The 19,389-nt window shown below is 69.6% G+C and carries 14 protein-coding genes and 1 tRNA gene; 10 read left to right on the top strand and 5 right to left on the bottom strand.

Annotated elements, in window-relative coordinates:
* Positions 1 to 7: 7 nt before the first annotated feature.
* The 5 genes from ACAX67_RS13105 to ACAX67_RS13085 all read left to right on the top strand — a co-directional run bounded on the left by ACAX67_RS13105 (position 8) and on the right by ACAX67_RS13085 (position 6,476).
* Positions 8 to 1,519: a metallophosphoesterase family protein gene (locus ACAX67_RS13105; RefSeq protein ID WP_370704290.1), complete on the top strand. Its 1,512-nt coding sequence runs from the start codon at positions 8 to 10 to the stop codon at positions 1,517 to 1,519.
* A 17-nt stretch (positions 1,520 to 1,536) separates the two neighbouring features.
* Positions 1,537 to 2,679: an acyl-CoA dehydrogenase family protein gene (locus ACAX67_RS13100; RefSeq protein ID WP_370704289.1), complete on the top strand. Its 1,143-nt coding sequence runs from the start codon at positions 1,537 to 1,539 to the stop codon at positions 2,677 to 2,679.
* Positions 2,680 to 2,722: 43 nt separating this feature from the next.
* On the top strand, positions 2,723 to 4,048 hold the full coding sequence (locus tag ACAX67_RS13095) for a GDSL-type esterase/lipase family protein (RefSeq protein WP_370704288.1): 1,326 nt from the start codon (positions 2,723 to 2,725) through the stop codon (positions 4,046 to 4,048).
* 69 nt (positions 4,049 to 4,117) lie between these two features.
* Positions 4,118 to 4,196: transfer RNA gene (locus ACAX67_RS13090), tRNA-Gln, on the top strand.
* Between the two features lie 1,101 nt (positions 4,197 to 5,297).
* A complete protein-coding gene (locus tag ACAX67_RS13085; protein ID WP_370704287.1) occupies positions 5,298 to 6,476 on the top strand; it encodes an IS110 family RNA-guided transposase in 1,179 nt (392 codons plus the stop codon).
* Positions 6,477 to 6,546: 70 nt separating this feature from the next.
* Here ACAX67_RS13085 and ACAX67_RS13080 read toward each other — a convergent pair whose 3' ends face one another.
* Complete coding sequence (locus ACAX67_RS13080) at positions 6,547 to 6,897, bottom strand: hypothetical protein (RefSeq protein WP_370704286.1); 351 nt, start codon at positions 6,895 to 6,897, stop codon at positions 6,547 to 6,549.
* A gap of 126 nt (positions 6,898 to 7,023) precedes the next feature.
* Between ACAX67_RS13080 and ACAX67_RS13075 the strand changes: the two genes are divergently transcribed.
* Together ACAX67_RS13075 and ACAX67_RS13070 are read left to right on the top strand one after the other, a co-directional pair.
* Positions 7,024 to 7,461, top strand: coding sequence for an NUDIX hydrolase (locus ACAX67_RS13075; protein ID WP_370704285.1), 438 nt, complete (start codon positions 7,024 to 7,026; stop codon positions 7,459 to 7,461).
* 187 nt (positions 7,462 to 7,648) lie between these two features.
* Entirely contained in the window at positions 7,649 to 7,861 is a 213-nt protein-coding gene (locus ACAX67_RS13070) for a hypothetical protein (protein ID WP_370704284.1), read from the top strand.
* An 80-nt stretch (positions 7,862 to 7,941) separates the two neighbouring features.
* Here ACAX67_RS13070 and ACAX67_RS13065 read toward each other — a convergent pair whose 3' ends face one another.
* Complete coding sequence (locus ACAX67_RS13065; protein WP_370704283.1) at positions 7,942 to 8,472, bottom strand: calcium-binding protein; 531 nt, start codon at positions 8,470 to 8,472, stop codon at positions 7,942 to 7,944.
* Positions 8,473 to 8,592: 120 nt separating this feature from the next.
* The gene (locus ACAX67_RS13060) at positions 8,593 to 9,771 is read right to left on the bottom strand and encodes a calcium-binding protein (protein ID WP_370704282.1); all 1,179 of its coding nucleotides are present in this window, start codon (positions 9,769 to 9,771) and stop codon (positions 8,593 to 8,595) included.
* A gap of 324 nt (positions 9,772 to 10,095) precedes the next feature.
* Between ACAX67_RS13060 and ACAX67_RS13055 the strand changes: the two genes are divergently transcribed.
* From ACAX67_RS13055 to ACAX67_RS13045, 3 genes are all read left to right on the top strand, one after another.
* On the top strand, positions 10,096 to 11,241 hold the full coding sequence (locus ACAX67_RS13055) for an IS110 family RNA-guided transposase (RefSeq protein WP_370704545.1): 1,146 nt from the start codon (positions 10,096 to 10,098) through the stop codon (positions 11,239 to 11,241).
* A gap of 378 nt (positions 11,242 to 11,619) precedes the next feature.
* Positions 11,620 to 13,638, top strand: coding sequence for a sialidase family protein (locus ACAX67_RS13050; RefSeq protein WP_370704281.1), 2,019 nt, complete (start codon positions 11,620 to 11,622; stop codon positions 13,636 to 13,638).
* Positions 13,639 to 13,786: 148 nt separating this feature from the next.
* Positions 13,787 to 15,031, top strand: a complete 1,245-nt coding sequence (locus tag ACAX67_RS13045; protein ID WP_370704280.1) for an HNH endonuclease signature motif containing protein — start codon at positions 13,787 to 13,789, stop codon at positions 15,029 to 15,031.
* 4 nt (positions 15,032 to 15,035) lie between these two features.
* Here ACAX67_RS13045 and ACAX67_RS13040 read toward each other — a convergent pair whose 3' ends face one another.
* Together ACAX67_RS13040 and ACAX67_RS13035 are read right to left on the bottom strand one after the other, a co-directional pair.
* Positions 15,036 to 16,481 carry a serine/threonine-protein kinase gene (locus ACAX67_RS13040; RefSeq protein ID WP_370704279.1) on the bottom strand — a complete coding sequence of 482 codons (1,446 nt, stop codon included), beginning with the start codon at positions 16,479 to 16,481 and terminating at the stop codon, positions 15,036 to 15,038.
* Positions 16,482 to 16,563: 82 nt separating this feature from the next.
* Positions 16,564 to 19,263: an NIDO-like domain-containing protein gene (locus ACAX67_RS13035; RefSeq protein WP_370704278.1), complete on the bottom strand. Its 2,700-nt coding sequence runs from the start codon at positions 19,261 to 19,263 to the stop codon at positions 16,564 to 16,566.
* Positions 19,264 to 19,389 lie beyond the last annotated feature (126 nt).

Here is a 19,389-nt window from a genome sequence, read left to right as displayed (position 1 = left end):
CGGGGCCGTGGAGCGGCTCCGCGCCTGGCTGCCGGCGGCGACCTGCGTCGTCGTGTGGCTGGTTGCGTCCGCCCTCGCGGCGACCGGGTTCTTCCTGACGGGCGAGCGCACGATCGAGCTGGCGAGCCACGAGGCTCGGGTCCAGCCCAGCTTCAGCGGGCAGGTCGTCGTCCGCACCGGGCCGGTGCTGCCCGACGTGCGGACCGACTCGGGCTCCGTGATCGGCGTCGAGATCGAGCTCGGTCACACCGACGCAGAATCCGTCGAGCAGCTGGCCAGCCGGTACGCGGCGATCGGCAGCAACCCGGACCCGCCGATCGCCAAGGTGAAGGACGCGGTCCGCGACATGGCGATCGACGCGGTGCTGCGGGGCCTCGCCGCGGGTGCGGTGCCGGTGCTCGTCTGGCTGCTCCTCGGCGCCCGGCGGCGCCGCGAGGTCGTGGATGCGCTTCCGACCCGCAAGGGGGTCGCCGGTCTGCTCGTCGTCGCGCTGGTGGTGGTCGGGCTGACGGCACCCTGGCGCGGTCTGGGCGGGTCGAAGGGCCCGCCCGAGCACTGGGTGCCGCTCGCCGAGTTCCTCGGTCCCTCGATCGACCTACCGGACGAGCTCGCCGGTGTCGACGTGCTCGGCGGCGACGCCGGCGGGACCCAGAAGATGGTGGCGAGTGCCGTCCACGCCTACCAGGAGGGCCGGCAGTTCTACGCCGAGGCTGCCGCGACCGCCTCCACGCTCGACCTGCGTCAGCCCGAGGACGGGGAGACCGCCGTACTCCTGCTGTCGGACCGGCACGACAACGTCGGCATGGACCAGGTGGCTCGGGCGATCGCCGACGCCGGCGGGGCCACGGCGGTCTTCGACACCGGCGACGACACCTCGACCGGGGAGAAGTGGGAGGCGTTCTCGCTCGACTCGCTGGCCGAGGCCTTCGACGACGGCTTCGACGGACGGCGCTGGGCGGTGGCCGGCAACCACGACCACGGCACGTTCGTGCGGTCCTACCTGAGCGACCTCGGCTGGACCTACTTCGACGCCGGCGACGTGGTCGACGGTCCGGGCGACACCCGCATCCTGGGCGTCGACGACCCTCGCGCGAGCGGCCTGGGCGACTGGCGCGACGAGACCGGCCTGTCCTTCGACGAGGTGCGCTCCCGGCTCGCCGACGCGGCGTGCGACGCCGAGCAGGACGGCGAGAGGGTCGACACCCTGCTCGTGCACGACACCAACCTCGGCAAGGAGGCGCTCGAGCGCGGCTGCGTGGACCTGGTGGTCGGTGGTCACACCCACACGCAGTCCGGTCCGACCCTCGTCGTGGGGCCGGACGGCCAGCGCGGCTACACCTACACCGTCGGCACGGCGGGCGGCGCTGCCTACGCCATCGCGCTCGGCACCAAGCTGCGTCGGCCGGCCGGGTTCGCCGTGATCACCTACCGCGGCGGGGAGCCGGTCGGCATCCAGACGATCGACATCCAGACCACGGGCCGCTTCACGGTCAGCCCCTATCAGGAGCTCACCTACTGACTCCCTAGAGTGGCCGGGTGAGCGTGGTGCGGCTGCTGCCCAGTGACGAGGCCCGGGAGCTCCTGGAGCTGACCCGCGAGATCGCGACGAAGGAGCTCGCGCCGCAGGTGCACGAGGCGGAGGAGGCTGCGGTCTTCCCCGAGGCCGCCTACCGACTGCTCGGCCGCTCGGGCCTGCTCAGCCTGCCCTTCCCCGAGGAGTACGGCGGCGGGGGACAGCCCTACGAGGTCTACCTCCAGGTCGTGGAGGAGATCGCCGCGGCGTGGCCCAGTGTCGGCGTCGGCACCAGCGTGCACAGCCTTACCGCGACGGTGCTGCACGCCAACGGCTCCGAGGAGCTCCGGCAGGAGTGGCTGCCACGGATGCTCGGCGGCGACTGGCTCGGTGCGTACTGCCTGTCCGAGCCGCAGGCGGGCTCCGACGTGAGCGCGATCCGGACCGCTGCGGTCCTCGATGGCGACAGCTACGTCGTCAACGGCACCAAGCAGTGGATCTCCAACGGGTCCTGCGCCGACTACTACATCCTCTTCGCGCGCACCGCCCCCGACCCGAAGCGGGGGCTGTCGGCGTTCGTCGTGCCCGACGGCACCGAGGGGATGGGGTTCGGCGCTCCTGAGAAGAAGATGGGGCTGGCCTGCGACGTCACCACGCAGGTGCTCTTCGACGGCGCCCGGATCCCTGCGGCGCAGCTGATCGGCGAGGAGGGGCGCGGGATGCAGGTCGCCCTGTCCGCGCTCGACGCCGGCCGGCTCGGCATCGCCGCGGTCGCGACCGGCATCGGGCAGGCCGCGCTGGACCACGCGGTCGCCTACGCCAAGGAGCGGGTGCAGTTCGACCGGCCGATCGCCGCCAACCAGGGCGTGCAGTTCATGCTCGCGGACATGGCTGCAGCAGTGGAGCGGTCGCGGGCGTCGTACCTCCACGCCGCCCGGCTCAAGGACGCCGGCCTGCCCTTCTCCCGGCAGGCGTCGATCGCCAAGCTGACCGCGACCGACGCGGCCATGCGGGTCACGACCGACGCGGTGCAGGTGCTCGGCGGCAACGGCTACACGCGGGAGTATCCCGTCGAGCGGCTGTTCCGCGACGCCAAGGTGACCCAGATCTTCGAGGGCACCAACCAGATCCAGCGGATGGTCATCGCGCGCGACCTGTTGCGCTGACGGCTCGCAGTAGCCGGTCGCCGCGGGCGTCGTTGAGGTCATCGTGCGCCGCCTGCTGCTGATCGTCCTCGGGATCCTGGTCGCCGCGCTCGGCGCTGTCGCTCCGTCGCGTACGGCGGCCCCGACCGCCGCCGCCTCGACGGAGGGCGCGCGGTGCAACGGCAGCCACTGGGTGGCGGACTGGTACGCACCGCCCGGCGACGCCCTGCTGGCGCAGCCGACCGTCGAGCAGACCTTCCGGATCCAGGTCGCGCCGACGCACGGTGGGTCGGTGGCGCGCTTCCGGCTCTCCAACCGGTTCGGGCACGGGCCGGTCACGTTCGGCGCCGCGACCGTCGGCCAGCAGGACCCGGTGGCCGGTGGCCCGGTCGTCGAGGACGGCACGCTGCGCCAGCTGACCTTCGCGGGGAGCCGCAGCGTCACCGTCCCGAAGGGCCGGGAGGTGGTCAGCGACCCCGTTCGTCTGCGGGTGCGGCCCTTCCACGTGCTGCTGGTCAGCGTGCACGTCGTCGGATCGCCGGGCCCGCCGACGCAGCACGCGATCGCCGAGCAGACGACGTGGCAGACGCCGCCGCTCTCGGGTGACCACACCGCCGACGACGGCACCCATGGGTTCGTGGCGCTCCCGCTCCCCGGCGTGACGCCGTCGCTTCCCGAGAACATCCCCTACCTGGCCGGCATGGACGTGCGCGCGCCGCGGCGGGTCGGGTCCGTGGTGACGTTCGGCGACTCGATCACCGACGGCACCCAGGCGTCGTTCGTGCCGGTCCTGCTGACGCCGACGAACGTCGACGAGTTCCAGAGCTATCCAGAGCACCTCGCGCGCCGGATCCTGCGCCGCGGCCTGCCGTTCGCCGTCGCCAACGCCGGGCTGTCGGGCAACATGCTGCTGAAGGACGCGGCGGTGCCGGTCTTCGGCCCGGCCGGCCTGTCGCGCTTCCCGGTGGACGCGCTCGCCCGCTCCGGTGCGACCACCGTGATCCTGCTCGAGGGCATCAACGACATCGGCCAGGGCCTGGCCTCGCGCGATGACCTGGTCGCCGGCTACCGCGCGACGATCGCGGCCGCCCACGAGCGGGGCCTCCGCGTCCTCCTCGGCACCCTCACCCCGCAGAACGGCACGATCCAGCCGCCCCGTTACGGCGCGCCCGGCGAGCCGACCCGGGTCGAGGTCAACCGGTGGATCCGCGGCCAGCACGTCGCCGACGGCGTCGTCGACTTCGACCGCGCCGTCCGCGACCCCGCGGACCCGTCACGGATCCGCCCGGCGTACGACGGCGGCGACCACCTGCACTTCAGTCCCGCCGGCTACAAGGCGATGGCGGCCGCCGTACCCCTGCGCCTGCTGGCGCGTCCCGCGTGCCGCTGAACAGGCTGCCGATGTTCGGGTGGTGCTGTTCGGCGGCTCCGGCTCGCGGCCTCTAGGCTTTCCCTACATTCCCCGGTTGGTCTGCCGGCAGGGCCCGCCTGACTTTGAATCAGGACAAGCGACGTAGGTTCGACTCCTACCCGGGGAGCGAGATCGCGGAATCCGCTTCAGCGAGTGTGTGGCCGCGGTGAATACCGGTCATCACGGCCACCCTCCTCTCCTCGGTCTTGCAGGACTCTCACCAGGTGCACCGCGGTAGCCCCGCTACAGGGCTGCGGACAGCACCTCGCCGACCTTGGCATCTGCCCTCTCGGCACCGCTCCTCCGTGGGCCTCTACGCCGCCCTGATAGACGCCTGTGCGTACCCTCCGAGCGTTCTCGAGGCAGACGTCACGAGCGCAGAGTTAAAGAGCGCGGGGCTCAACGCCGACGTGCTGGTCAGGCCGACCTGATCCCGCCCACGCCGCGGCAGTGGCGTGCGACTGTCCGGAGGTTCAGCTGACGGACAGCGAGCAGTGCCGTCCCCCGGCGAGTCGCACGTGGACCTTGACGTCAGTCGCGTCGTCGATATCGAGGTGCGCCGCGCATGTGTCTCTCAGCGGGTCCGAGTCGTCGCACCAACTGCTACATGGCCGGAGGCCCGCCGTCAGTGTGTAGGGTCCTGGCCTCAGGGTCCTCCACCGTCGCGGCTGGTTGTGGCGCCCCTCTGGCTCGAAGCGGGTGCCGTCAGCCGACTCAAGAACAAAGTCAGCGACTGCCCCGTCTATGTAGTCGATCGGCCCCTGTCGCTGCGTCCAGGTGAGGGTGATGCTGCCGGACGGCCGCGGCCCGTCACCTGTTGGGCTAGGAGCGTCGGTCGAGTCGCAAGCGGCGAGCGGGGCAGTCAGCGCGAGCAGCATGAGGACCGATCTCATCGCTCAAGAATGACGGTTGATGCCCAGACGTGGCATCGATTTGAAGATCCGCAACTCGGCAACCTCGCACGCCGTGCGGCAGCAGCGTGCGACACCGCGCACACCGAGCCTACTTGTTCCATTGCTCTAGGACCGGTGTCTGGCCAGGCTCGGTCCAGGCGTCCGGTCCGTTGCTCTCTGTGCGGCTGCCCACGATTCGTCGTGTGGCTCTCTACTGGCATGCGCGGGCCGGGCGTCGCCAGGGCCAGGAGAGGCTCAAGAGGGGTCTGCCCTGCTCGAAGTAGCGTTGCCCTCCCGGCTCGACAACCCAACGGTTCGAGCATCGGAGACAAGCAATGCAGAAGACGTCGCGGCGGGTCGTGATCGGGATGGACCCGCACAAACGGTCGGTCACGATCGAGGTGATGGCCGCTGATGAGGCGGTGTTGGACGGTGGCCGGTTCGGCACCGATGAGGCCGGTTTCGCCGCGTTGATGGATTACGTCAGCCGGTTCGACGACCGCGTCTGGGCGATCGAGGGCTGCAACGGGATCGGCCGGCATATCGCTGTGCGGTTGGTCGACCGCGGTGAGGACGTGGTCGATGTTCCGCCCAAGCTCAGCGCCCGGGCGAGGGTCTTCGCTACCGGCCAGGGACGCAAGACCGACGCCACCGACGCCCACTCGATCGCGCTGGTCGGGACCCGGATGACTGGCCTGCGGCCCGTGGTCAACGACGAGGACCTGGCGGTGCTGCGGCTGCTTGTCGACCGCCGGCGCTCATTGGGTGAGGAGCACACCCGCAAGGTCAGCCAACTGCACGCTTTGTTGCTGGAACTCATCCCCGGTGGGGCGAAGAAGGACCTGTCCGCCGCCCAGGCCAAAGCTCTGCTGGCCAAGGTCCGCCCGCGAGATGTGGCCGGAAAGACCCGACGCCGCGTGGCCGCGGAGCTGGTCGGCGACCTGGAGCGGATCCACACGCGGAAGAAGGCCGCGGACAAGGAGCTCATCGAGCTGGTGCGAGCCAGCGGGAGCAGTCTGCTCGACCTTCCCGGGATCGGCCCCTCGGGCGCTGCTCGGCTGCTGGTCGAGGTCGGCGACATCACCCGGTTCCCCGACCGCGGCCACTTCGCCTCCTGGAACGGCACCGCACCCATCGACGCCTCCTCCGGTGACCACGTGCGCCATCGGCTGTCGCGGGCAGGGAACCGCCAGATCAACAAGACGCTGCACATCATGGCTACCGTGCAGCTGCGCCGACCCAGCGAAGGCAGGTCCTACTTCGACCGCAAGACCGCTGCCGGGAAGAGCAACACCGAAGCGATGCGCTGCCTGAAACGCAGGCTGTCCGACGTCGTGTTCAAGACCATGCTCGACGACCTCGTCACCGCGAAAGCGACGGGTCCGGGAGGACACCGGGGCAACGTCTCTGACTCCAGCGCGACCGGCTCACAACCCCACACCGGCTCTTCGGATCAGTCACTTCCCGAACCCGCCACCACCGAGCCTAGACCCGCACTTCCCGCTGCGTCTTGACACAGAGGGGAGCCAGTAGCGGACGTCCGCCCCTAGCAAGCCCGAGGACATGCGCCCTCACCGCCGCCACCTAGGGGATCGTAAGTCGTTCAGGTGCTTCCGACGCCGCGTGGGCGCGCACGAGTGCGTAGGTCATCGTGCCCAGCGGAACGACAAGCACCGCGAGTAGAAGCAGTGCAGGTTGCCACGCGAGGACGGCCAGTCCGCCGATGAGGAACGTGTAGACGCCGACCAGGCTCCAGCCGATCCACGCCCAAGGCTGCGTGAACATTGGCGGTGGCAACTTCTCGATACGTCGGCGCCGTGACCATCGCAACATGCGCCACGCCAGCCCGCCGAGCACGAGGAGCCCGGGCATGGGGAACAGAAACGGATACACGAGCACCGCCAGCGGACTCAACACGGCCTCGAGCACGTCCATGAGCGAGATCCCATCACGAAACGGCGCTGGGTACGACGCCCGACAAAGATCGTGAGGCAGGGAGACCGCTCATCGGCACACCACGCACCGGTCGCGCCAAAGCGTGCGTTTCGCAGTCACGGCAAGATGCACTGCATGGGTGCAACGAGTGTCCGGCAACGGGTTGCTGCCTACGGCGTGGCGCGGCGGGAGGGAACAGTCCTTCTCACGCAAGCTTCACTTGATTCAGGTGTCCCCGGCACATGGTGGCTACCGGGTGGTGGCGTCGAGTTCGGTGAGAACCCCAGAGATTGTTTGGCGCGGGAGTTCCTGGAAGAGACGGGCCTACACGCGCGAGTGGGTGGCGTCCTAGATGTTGTTTCAGACGTCAGCGACATGGTTCACGAGCCAGTGCGCCTTCACTCCATCCGGCTGATTTTTGAGGTGGAGGTCTCGACCGGCTCCGCTCGCCCAGAAGTCGGTGGCTCCACGGACGCCGTGCTGTGGGTCGCGATCGAGCACGTCTGCGATCTTCCGCTCATTCCATGGCTTAGGGATATCGCAAGCACTCATCTGGTCCCTTGAGAGCCGCCCGCAAGAATTGCCGTGCACACGCTTATCGGCATGAGCGCGCCACCGAGCGGAAGTAGCGAGCACGCAGCGGCGGCACTTGCGAGCGTTGAGCGAACCCGCGGGATGAACCTTGACGTCGCTCTACCATCGATACGTGGCAATGAGAGCGTCGAAGACCCCCTCGCCCTTAGGTGTGCGAGTGGCGCTCTACGGCATCGGCACTCTTGGGATCTGTGCGCTAGCCGGCATCACCGGCGAAGCCTTTTTCCCAGTGGAGCTGATCGGCGACACCGGGCGGAACGACATGGCAGGGCTCGCCTTAATCATATGGAGTTTCTACGCCTTCGTGCTGTGCGTGCTCGCCGCCAGCGCTTGGGAAGTGCGTCTGTGGATGCTGCGACGCCGCCGTTAGGCCAACTCTTGGACCTCACCTGTCATCTTGCCCGTCCGCACCCCGAGCCGCGCACGATGCGGCAGCGTGCGAAACCGCGTTCAGCGAGGCCGCCACACCTCGCAGCTCCGTCTGTCGTCTCTGGCCTTACCGCCATCACAGACGTCGTGGCCCGGACCGCCATACAGATGATCGGGCCTGGCCCCACCGCGCAGACGATCGTTCCCTCCCTGCCCCAGGAGGTAGTCATACATCGGACCGCCCACGAGCACGTCCCGGCCGGGGCCTCCATACGCGCCGTCGTTGCCCTTGCCGCCGTAGATGCGGTCGCGACCTGCCCCTCCCTTGATGGACTCATATCCACGGTCGCCGTAGATGACATCGTCGCCCCCAGCCCCGCAGATCACGTCGTCCTGACCGAGGCCGTGGATCACATCGGGACCCGGGGTGCCCATGATCACGTCGTCGCCCTCAGTTGCCACCGCATCAGGACCCCAGAAGATCGACACCGGATACCCGAGACACTCCGCTACGTCGCCACGGGCGTGTGCAACCGGCGCGGCGCTCATCGACGGACTAAGCGCGGCGACCGTTAAGACGAGGCACAGCATGGCCAACGAGAGAGTTCTCACGCGCCCTAGCATCGCTCCACAAGGCCGTCACGCGCACCCGTTCCCGGCACCTGCCCTGCTCATACCCTTTACTCGGCATGAGTGCGCCCACCGCGCGGCAGCAGCGGGCGGCACCGCGCATTATTCGCAGTCTTCGATGTGGTCGTGGCCGGGGCCGCCGTTGCAGGTGTCGTGGTCCGACCCGCCGTCTAGCCAGTCGGTGCCTTCGCGACCGTTGAGGATGTCGTCCCCCGACTGGCTCTCCAGCCGGTTGGATGCGCTGTTGCCTGACACGACGTCGTCGCCGCGGGCGGTGAGCACGTTCTCGATGCCGACGACCTCGTCCCAGCCCGCGCTTTGAGTGTCTTGAGGTCCGTCCAGCGCGAGGTCGATCATCACGCCGTCCGCTGGGTCGGTGCACCGGCACCCGTCGCCGGGGAATCTGACGGTATCGCTGCCGGGGCCACCGACCAGGACCTGGTCGGCGGCGCTGGAGGTGAGCTGATCCGCGCCCGGTCCGCCATAGGCGCGCTCTGCGCCGGCGATCCAGTCTGTGCCCTTGCCGCCGCGAGCAACGGCGCCGCCCTCGAGGACGTCGTTGCCGTCTCGGCCCTTGAGCACGTCGGCCCCGCCCCCGCTGTGAATCCTGTTGCGCCTCCTGTCCCCGGACAGGATGTCGTCGCCCGCGCCGCCGTCGAGATTGGTGATATCGACGATCTCATCCAGCCCGCCAGCTCCGGTGTCCTGTCGTCCAGCCACCATGAGGTCGACGATGACACCTTCGGTCGCGTCACTGACCAGGTCGTACAAGACGACGTCCGGGCCGCTGCCGCCCGCGAGTAGGTCGTTGCCGCTGCTGCTGTGGAGGAGGTCGATGTCAGCGCCGCCGTAGGATCTGTCCCGCCGACCGCTCGGCGCTCCTCCGCCGGGATAGAGGTCGTCCTGAAGACGGCCGCCTCGCAGTGTGTCCGCCCCCGCGTTCCCGTAAAGGTGGTCGAAGCCAGCCGCCCCGTCGATCAGGTCGGCGCCAGCCTCTCCGTACAGCGTGTCGTTGCCGCGGCCGCCCCGCACCACGTCCCCGCCGGCACCAGCACAGACCACGTCCGCCCCCGCACCGGTTTCGATGCGGTCGCCGCCCGGGGTGCCCAGCACGACGTCACGTGCGTCCCGCTCCGGATCGGGCGCTCCCGGCTGGTTCAGGTCAATGGTCACGACGGCGCCTCCGCACATCGCCGTGCCGGCCTCGGCGGTGGGCGCAGCGAGCGCCGGAACGAGCGACCCAGCGGCGGTCAACATGAGGACAACCAGGAGGCGCACCATGTCCCAACGATAGGCGCCATCGAACTCAGCGCCCCGGTTTCAGCTGATCGACGCGACCGCTACTCGGCTGCTTGTTTCATTGACCGCACGACCGGGGCTGACGAGGCTCGGTCGAGGTGGTCGGGCTTGTCGCTCTCTATTCGGCTGCCCACCTTCGGGGTGTGGCTCTCTAATGGCCTGCGCATCCCCGACCACCGCAAGGGCGGGAGTGGCTCAAGAAGGGATTGCTCTGCTCGAAGCAGCGGTGCCCTCCTGACCCGACCTAGTCGGATCTCAGGACGGAGGACATTAATGTCGGAAGTTGAGCAGCGGGTCGTGATCGGGATGGACCCGCACAAACGGTCGGTGACCATCGAGGTGATGACGGCCGATGAGGCCGTTGTTGGCGGTGAACGGTTCGCCACCGACACGACCGGCTACCGCTCGATGCTGGCCGCGGTCAGCCAGTGGAAAGACAGGGTCTGGGCGATCGAGGGCTGCAACGGGATCGGCCGCCACATCGCCATGCGGCTGGTCGCCGACGGTGAAAAAGTCATCGACGTGCCACCCAAGCTCTCGGCCCGCACACGCGTGTTCGCGACCGGTCAGGGACGCAAGACCGACGCCACCGACGCCCACTCCGTCGCACTGGTCGGCACCAGGATGAGCGGACTGCGACCCGTCGTGCGTAACGAAGAGCTCGAGGTCCTCCGCCTGCTCGTGGATCGCCGACGATCCCTCGGCGAGGAACACACGCGCAAGATCAGCCAGTTGCACGCTCTGCTGCTCGAACTGATCCCCGGCGGCGCGAAGAAGGATCTCTCCGCAGCTCAAGCCAGGCGACTCCTCACCGGTGTGCGACCCCGCGACATCGTCGGCAAGACCCGCAAGCGCGTGGCCGCCGAGCTGGTCACTGACCTGGAGCGGATCTATCAGCGCAAGAAGGCCGCAGATAAGGAACTCGCCGAGCTGGTCCGAGCAACCCGCACCGGACTGCTCGATCTGCACGGCATCGGCCCCGCCGGCGCGGCTCGGTTGCTGGTCGAGGTTGGCGACGTGACCCGCTTTCCCGACCGCAACCACTTCGCTTCCTGGACCGGCACCGCCCCGATCGACGCCTCTTCTGGCGACAACGTCCGGCACCGGCTGTCTCGCGGCGGGAACCGGCAGATCAACAGAGCACTGCACATCATGGCCACGGTCCAGCTCCGCAACCCCACCGAAGGCCGCGCCTACTACGACCGCAAGAAAGCAGCCGGCAAGACCTCCGGTGAGGCCATGCGCTGCCTCAAACGACGACTCTCCGACACCATCTACCGAACCCTCATCGCCGACCTCGCCGCGCACACAGCGACGGGCCCGGGAGGGCAACAGGGACGCGACTCTGACTCCAGCGCGACCGGCCTACATCCCAACGCCGGCTCTTCGGACAAGCCACTCCACGGACCCGCCACCCAGCACCCTAAACCCGCGCTCCCGAAGGTGTCTTGACACAGAAGGGAGCCATTAGCGGATGGGGCCGAGACGGTTCACGAAAACGCTGCACATCCGTGCGGTCCATCTGCGACCACGCCTAGCGAACCGCGCGAGGCGGCGTGCCGGGGAATCGGGTGACCGGGGGCCGTCGTTCTCACAGACGGCCTGAAGCCAGCCGACACGCCCCGGCACCGTTGGCCGGGATCTCCCGCTCTCAGGCGGACGGGGCGTCACCTCCGATCACCGAGCAGCACCCTCGCTCTCGCCTTTGAATCAGGACAAGCGACGTAGGTTCGACTCCTACCCGGGGAGCAGGGTCGCGAGTCGTGGGCAGCTCCAACCAATTTCCGCGACTCGCCTCGCGGGGCGGCCGGTTCACCTAGTGTCCCGAGCGTGCGACGCATCCTGCTCTTCCTGCTGCCACTGACCCTCTTGCCCATGGTGCTCGTCGCCTCCACGGTGTCGCCCGCGCGAGCGGCGGTGCCGGACAAGTGGGTGAAGTGGAACCTGGGTGACCACTGGATCCGGTCGCTCGACTACGTGACGCCCGGGCAGCTCGTCGCCGGCTCGGAGACCGACGGTGTCTTCACCTCCTCCAATGCCGTGGGTCCGTGGACCGACATCAGCGGCAACCTGAGCACGCTCGGCAAGCAGGTGCACCAGGCCAAGGGCCAGGCCGGTCAGATCTTCCTGGCGACGAGCGACGGCCTCTACCGCGGCACCGGCAACGGCACATGGACCAAGCTCGGCGTCGCCGCGTCGACCCCGCAGCCGATGCGGCTCGACCAGGGTGGCGTGCAGTCCGTGGTCTTCCCGAGCGCCGGCACCACCCAGATCGTGGTGAGCACCGCTGGGTCGGGTCGTGACGGCATCTTCTACTCCTCCGACGGCGGCGTGAAGTGGACCGCGGCGACCGGCGTCGTCGGCGGGGCGTTCTCCCTGACCAAGGGTGCCGGCAGCCTGATGTACGCAGCGTCTGCCACCGGCTTCTACATCTCCACGGACGCCGGCAAGAGCTGGACGTTGTCGTCCGACGGCATCCCGCCCGGCGAGTCGGCGCTGCGGCTCGCCGTGTCCCCGCTCGACCCGACCGAGCTGATCGCTGCGACGACGGGCAGCGTCTACCGTTCGGACAACGGCGGCGTGACCTGGTACGACGCCACCGGCTCGGGTTCCGGCGCCCTCCTCGCGACGCAGGTCCGTGCGTTCCAGCTGGTCCCGTCCGCCTACTGGGGTGGTGGCGAGCCGCGCATCGTCGTGGGCACCAACAACGGGGTGTGGGCCACCGTGGACGGTGGTGAGCACTGGAGCAAGATGTCCGACACCAAGGTCAACGCGCCGGGGGAGATCGGCATGGGGAGCGAGTCGGTCTGGTCGCTCAACATCGGCTTCGGCGCGCCCGGCAGCCTCATCGCCGGCACGCAGGGGCACGGCATCTTCGCGCTCCCGCTCTCCGCGCTGCAGGCACCGAGTGCCATCGCCGCGCCGACCGGCAGCAGCGTGAGGGGCAACACGCTGACCGCCCGTACCGGTGTCTGGGCCGGCACCGGGCCGTTCCGCTACCGCTACCAGTGGAAGCGCTGCACCACCACGGCGCCCGGCAGCTGCGCCAACATCGGGGGCAAGACGGGCCGCGCCTACCTCACGACCGCTGCGGACGTCGGCAAGTACGTCCGGGTCGGCGTGCGCGCCATCAACCTGGTGACACCGGTGTACTCCAGCGAGGTGCTGTCCGGCCCGGTCGGACCGATCACCGCGCCTTCGGGACCGGTGCCGACTCCGCCGACGAACTACCCGAAGCTGCTCAACGGCGCCTCGGCCCCGTGGGGCGCGACCTTCACGATCGATCCGAGCGACCTCCCCTCGGACCAGTGGAAGGCCAACGGCACGCCCATGCCGACGACGTTCGAGTACCGCTGGTACCGCTGCGACCAGGACCTGAGCCCCTGCGTGCAGCTGACGGACGAGACCGGGATCTCCTACACCAGCACGGTCGACGACGTCGGGTCGGTCATCCAGGCCACGGTCGTCGGGAAGATCGGGACCACTAAGTCGCCGGAGCGCCTGGCCGGCATCTCGGGCTCCGTCTACGAGCGCAAGCCGGTCAACACCGCGAAGCCCAAGATCATCGGTTCGGCGTACGTCGGCACGACCCTCCAGTCGACGTCAGGGACGTGGACCGGCACCAACCCGACGTACACGCGCCGCTGGTTCCGGTGCGCCGCCGACGGCACGCAGTGCAACCTCACGAGCCCGGTCGTCACGACCTCGACCTACAAGGTGACGAGCGCCGACCGCGGCTACACCTTCAAGGTGGAGGTCACCGCGACCGTGACCGACGAGTTCCAGAACCGCACGGAGACGGTGTTGTCGGACAAGTCCGCGAAGGTCGTCAACCCGCCGGCGCCGTGAGCTGCTGAAGGCTCGCTCCGAAGGTCTGCCCCTCGACGCTGAGCGGCCGAACGGCATCGCGCGGCGAATGCCGAACCGGCGCCAGAGTGTTGCATTTGGGATCGAACACATGTACGATTGAGCTATCAACTCGGGGGAAGGTCGGATCGTGGTCGCAGAGCTCGTCCAGCAGCCGCACCCGATCACCTCCTGCGCCGAACGGGCGATCGCAGTGTTGGAGGACTCCGCCGCCTATGAGCCGGTGTTCATGTCGACGGGCGACAAGCGTGCTGCGCTGTTGGCGATCGCCCAGCTCGAACGCCGGGTGGCGGGGTTGAAGCTGCGGGTGCTGCCGGCCGCAGCCGATGTGGCCGATGAGGACGGTGCCCGCGATGTCGCGGCGTGGATCGCGGCGCGCACCCAGGCCGAGCCCGCACCCCTGCGCGCCCAGCAGAGGCTCGCGACCGCGTTGGACGAACGGTGGCTGCAGGTCGCCGCCGCCATCACCGAAGGCCGGTGCTCAATGGAGCAGGCACAGGTGATCGTGCGTGGCCTGGAAGACCTGCCCGACCGGATCGGCGCCGAGGTCCTCCACGCCGCCGAAGCGCACCTGGTCGACCTCGCCGCCGACCACAACCCCCAAGAGCTGCGCATCCTGGCCCGACGGATCCTGGAGGTCGCCGCACCCGAGATCGCCGAGGACGAAGAAGCCCGCCGCCTCGAAGAAGAAGAGAGACGCGCCCGCGAGGACGCCCGTCTCTCCCTGAAGCCTCTGGGTGATGGCACCACCCGCATCACCGGCGTGCTTCCCGACGAGTCAGCGCAGCGGCTCCTGGCCTATCTGCACGCCTACACCAACCCCCGCAAACACGCTTCCGCGGTCGGTGGGGAGGAGGACCGGATCCCCTACCGCCGTCGGCTCGCCCACGCCTTCTGCGCGCTCCTGGAGCACCTCGACCCCACCCAGCTCCCCACCCACGGCGGCGACACCACCACGCTGTTGGTCACCATCCCGCTCGCCTGCCTGGTCAAGGACCTCGGCACCGGCACCATCCTCGGCGGCCAACCCCTCTCCGCCACCGCGATCCGCCGCCTGGCCTGCACCGCCGACATCATCCCCGCCGTCCTCGGCGGCAACGGCGAGGTCCTCGACCTCGGCCGCCGACGCAGACTCTTCACCACCGCCCAGCGCCGAGCCATGGCACTCCTCCACCCCACCTGCATCGAAGAACACTGCGCCGTCCCAGCACGAGAGTGCGAAGCCCACCACCTCAAACCCTGGTCACAAGGCGGCCACACCGACCTCAAAGACGCCCGACCCGCCTGCAACCACCACCACCACCTCATCCACGACCCCACCTACACCCACCACACCCTGCCCAACGGCACCATCCGCTTCCACCGCAAGAGATAGGCCGTCAGGTGACCTGATCGCCCACGATCTGCATCCCCTCGCCGGTGTCCTCGACCGTGATCAGCCGCGTCTCGGACTCCGTGCCGGCGTCGGAGACGTAGGTGAGGTCGACGGTCACGGCGCCGTCGCTGCTCTCGGTCGCGCTGTCGACCGACACGGAGTCGATGGTGCTCCAGAAGCCCCGGTAGGAGCCGTAGCTGCCCACCTGGTCCTGCAGGTCGTCGGAGAGCAGCGCCCAGGCCGACTTGGTGTCGGTCGGGAGGAGTGCGTAGTAGTCGGTCACGAACTGTGCGGCGTCCGTCGACGACTCGTCCGTCGTCTCCGTCGTCTCCGTCGGGGTCGGCGTGGATGCCGTCGACTGCTGGTCCGGCGCTGCGCTGGAGGCGGCCGGTTCGGCCCCCTTGCCGTCGGCCGACCCGCTGGGGCTGTCGCCGGCCGTCGTGGAGGAGTCGTCGCCGCCGTCGCTGAGGAGCAGCAGTGCGCCGACCGCGACGAGGACGAGCACGAGGACGATGGCGGCCGGGAGCAACCACCTCCGCTGGACCGGCACGGGTGGTGGGTCCGCGGCGCGGATCTCCCGCTCCACGGTCGGCGGACCGTTGGTGAAGGCGACGGTCGGGTGCTCGGTCTCGTCGGGGTCCTCGACATCGCCGGCCGCGACGGTGTGCAGGACGCTCGCCACGGCAGCCATGTCCGGCCGCGCCGCCGGATCGGGGTCCATCATCTGGCCGATGAGGGTGGTGAGGGGGCCGGCGGAAGCCGGTCGCGGCGGAGCGTTCTCCGCGATGTGGACCAGCATGGCGAGAGCGTTCGGCTCGGGCGGCCACGGCGGTCGCCCCTCGACCGCGGTGAAGAGCGTCGCGCCGAGCGCCCAGACGTCGTCCGCCGGTGTCGCCCGGACACCGCGCGCGAGCTGGGGTGAGAAGAACATCGGCGTTCCCGTGACCATGCCGGTCTGGGTCAGCGTGTCGTCGCTGTCGTGCCGCGCGATGCCGAAGTCGGAGATCTTCGCGAGGTCGCCGTCGCCGACGAGGATGTTGCCCGGCTTGACGTCGCGGTGGACCGTGCCACCGGCGTGAGCGGCCGCGAGCCCGTCGGCGACCTGGGCTCCGACGAACGCCGCTCGCCGGGCGGGGAGCGGCCCCTCGTCGGCCAGGAGGGTGGAGAGCGTCCTCGACGGGACGTACTCCATCACCAGCCACACGTGCTCGCCGTCTTCCACGGCGTCGTAGATCGAGACCACCTGGGGGAGGTTGAGCGCAGCGGAGGCTCGGGCCTCCCGCAGGGCTCGCGCCAGGTGAGGCGCCGACTCACCCGGCAGGCCGCCGACCTGCTTGACCGCGACCTCCCGGCCGAGGACCTTGTCGCGGCAGAGCCAGACGGCGCCCATGCCGCCGCGGCCGATCTCCCGCAGCACCTCGTAACGGCCCGCGATCACCTCGGGTGACATGTCTCCTCCTCGCATCGCCCGAGGGGCGTTACCCGCGAACGGGGCCCTCACGCGACCCGCGGCCGAGCCGAGACCGCGGGAGTCAGGGGATGAAGCGGATCGTGGCGGCGTCGGACAGCGTCGCCGCATCGACGGAGTACTGCAGCGCGTCGTCGCCGGTCGCGTTCTCGATGCCGACGGTCGCACCCGAGCCTTGCTCGAGGGGCAGGGCGGGATCGAGGTGGCGGTAGCGGAGGTCGAGCTGCCCGCTCTCCTTCAGGACCACCTCGACGTCCATCCGCTTGGTGGCGTCGCTGTAGAGGCGGACGTTGCGCCACTCGACGACGAAGGAGCGGTTCGGGGCGGTGCCCAGGGTCCGGGTGAGGATCTGCGCGGTCGGGCTGTCGACGTACAGGTCGTCCCAGAAGGCGTAGACGGCGCCGTTCGGTTCGACGGCGTTCGGGAGGGCTGTGTTGCTGCCGCGCGACGAGGTGGTCGCGAAGCTGAGGTACCCGTTCGTGTCGACGTTCGCGGTGCTGTAGCTCGTGCCGTAGAAGGAGAACGCGAAGGGCAGCGCGACGCTCGTGTCGTTGTCGTCGCCCGTGAGCGGGAACACGGTCGTGCCCTGGAGGTACGGCGCGCTGACGACCTGGCAGGTGTGGCCGAAGCCGTCCTTCCTGGCCGGCAGCACCAGGTCGACGGTCTTGTCGACGTTGACGCCGACCGTCCGGGACGCGTCGTCGTGACAGAGGTCCAGGGCCGTCGCCTCGACCGTCTGCTGCCCGACCGGCACGACGGGGAACGCGTAGTGGCCGGCGGCGTCAGTGGTCGTGGTCAGCGTGCCGATCGTCACCGTCGAGCCCTGCGCGGGCCCGCCGCCCTGGGTGACCGTGCCGCTCACGGAGTGGTGGCGGCCCGGAGTGAGGATGAAGTCCTGCGTCGAGGGTGCCGTGACGCCGGTCCGGGTCGTGGTCAGGTAGCCGGGAGCACCCGCCCTGAGGGCGTAGGTGCCGGCGGTCGTCGGCAGCGTGTAGTGACCTGCGGCGTCGGTCACGGCCGCATACCCGTTGGTGGTGCGCACCATCGCGCCGGCGACCGGCGCGCTGGTGCTGGCACCGGTCACCGTGCCGGTGATCGCCTGGACCGTCTGAGCGGCCGTGCACTGGCTGAACTTGAACTTCGCGATCCGGGTGTGCCAGCCGATGGAGGCAGTCGTCGGGTAGTACTCGTTGACGTACCAGAAGGTGCAGTTGTCGCTCGGGTCAACGACCATCCCGGTGTAGTCGCCCCAGCGCGACTCGTCCGCGGTCTGGGACCCCGAGCCGTTGAAGATCGTCTGCTCGGCGCCGAGCGTGTTCGCCGGGGCGCCGGCCGCCCGACCGGTGTACCGGATCGACGGGAAGGTCGAGGAGGAGGACACGCTGTAGCCGACGGCGAGGTTGCCCTGCCGGTCGAGCGCCGCGCTGCCCATCCAGCGGTTGGTCGCGTCCGGGGCGAACGACATGCTGTTCTTGACGACCCAACCCGACCCGCTGCTCGTGAGCTCCTCCACCCGGACGCCGGCCCGGAAGGCCGCCGGGTCCGGGCTCCCGGACACGTTGACGGTGTGGTTGGTGGTCAGGTGCGCGATGCCGCCCACGACGCGGTACTGCAGGTGCTGCATCAGCCGGTCGCTGAGGACGTCGAGCCCGACGGTCGTGCCGGGTTGCGGCACGTCGTTGGTGTCGATCGGGTCGAACGGGGCGACGGCCACGGTGGAGGTGGGCGTGAACGTCGAGCTCGCCGGGCTGGCGAAGTCGGCATGGAACGCCCAGGTCTCCAGCGCGTCGGCCGGGTCCCCCTTCTCGGTCGCTGTGAAGCTCGCGAACGTGTTGGGCGTCCCGACGGCGGGCGGCCGCCCTTCGAGGTCCGACGGCAGCATGCCGCGGACCTCGGCGTGGCCCGCGAGGTTGAAGTAGAGGTAGGCGGCAGTCGGGTCGCCGGTCAGCAGCTTGAACCGGTCGAACGCGAACGCCCCGTCGCCGCCCCAGGAGCTCCCGTTCACGAACTGCTGGTCGGTCATGTAGTAGCCGTCCGGCCAGACGCCGAACTTCGCGTAGTCGTTGAAGTTGTTGCCGGGCATCACGAAGTCGTAGGCGTAGTAGCCGCCGGTGGGATCGCCGCTCCTGGAGACCGCGACGCACTGGTGGTACGGCGGCGAGAACTCGCTCACGAACGCGAACTGGCTGATCAGCCATCGGTCCGCGAGTTGGTCGTAGAGGACCTGCGGGTCACCGTCGTTGTGCGTGCGGCAGAGGTTCCCGGCGGGCAGGGAGCTGAACAGGTCCGACGGCTTCGTCGGTCCGGTGAGCGGGGCGCCCGCCTTGTCCCAGACCCGGAGCGCTGCGTTGACCATCTCCACGACGTGATGGGGGCCGACGGCGATGTTGCTGTCCGGCGGGTAGATGCCTCCGCCATCCGTGCTGTCGAGCCCGTCGAAGCTGGTCGCCGGCCCCGTGAGAGCGGCAGGCCCCGTCGCGGTCACCAGCGCACCGTCCGGCGCGCGCGAGCCAGGCGCGTCCGGTCGGGCCGGCCGGTCGCGGGTCGGGCGGGCGGGGTGCGCCGTCCTGCTCGCCTCGTCGGGATCCACGTGGAGACGACGCAGCCTCGGGGTCTCGCCGAACGCAGCCGCCTGCCGCACGATCGGCGTGACGACGGCCGGGGCGGTGTCGGCGGGAGAGCCGTGAGCTCCGCCGGACGGGGTGAACAGTGCGGCGATGACGATGGCGGCCCAGGCCGCGGAGAGCTTGCGAAGGCGAGCCATTGTCTGCTCCATCCGGTGCTCGCTCCCCGGGGAGGGTCATCCAGCGCCCGGGGCACTTCGGGCTCTGCTTACCACGCGGGTGCGCTCCGACGGAGCGGAATCGGCGAAGTAGGTGGTCGCGACGTC

It is taken from the genome of Nocardioides candidus, from assembly GCF_041321175.1.
Taxonomy (GTDB): Bacteria; Actinomycetota; Actinomycetes; order Propionibacteriales; family Nocardioidaceae; genus Nocardioides.
Note: the sequence above shows the minus strand (reverse complement) of the source record. Positions and strands in the feature narration are given on the sequence as shown.

Bases quoted from the DNA above. Each gene is read 5' to 3' on its own strand.
- ACAX67_RS13085 (WP_370704287.1), top strand. From the start codon at position 5,298: ATGCAGAAGACGTCGCGGCGGGTCGTGATCGGGATGGACCCGCACAAA.
- ACAX67_RS13080 (WP_370704286.1), bottom strand. From the start codon at position 6,897: ATGGACGTGCTCGAGGCCGTGTTGAGTCCGCTGGCGGTGCTCGTGTAT.
- ACAX67_RS13075 (WP_370704285.1), top strand. From the start codon at position 7,024: ATGCACTGCATGGGTGCAACGAGTGTCCGGCAACGGGTTGCTGCCTAC.
- ACAX67_RS13060 (WP_370704282.1), bottom strand. From the start codon at position 9,771: ATGGTGCGCCTCCTGGTTGTCCTCATGTTGACCGCCGCTGGGTCGCTC.
- ACAX67_RS13055 (WP_370704545.1), top strand. From the start codon at position 10,096: ATGGACCCGCACAAACGGTCGGTGACCATCGAGGTGATGACGGCCGAT.
- ACAX67_RS13040 (WP_370704279.1), bottom strand. From the start codon at position 16,481: ATGTCACCCGAGGTGATCGCGGGCCGTTACGAGGTGCTGCGGGAGATC.
- ACAX67_RS13035 (WP_370704278.1), bottom strand. From the start codon at position 19,263: ATGGCTCGCCTTCGCAAGCTCTCCGCGGCCTGGGCCGCCATCGTCATC.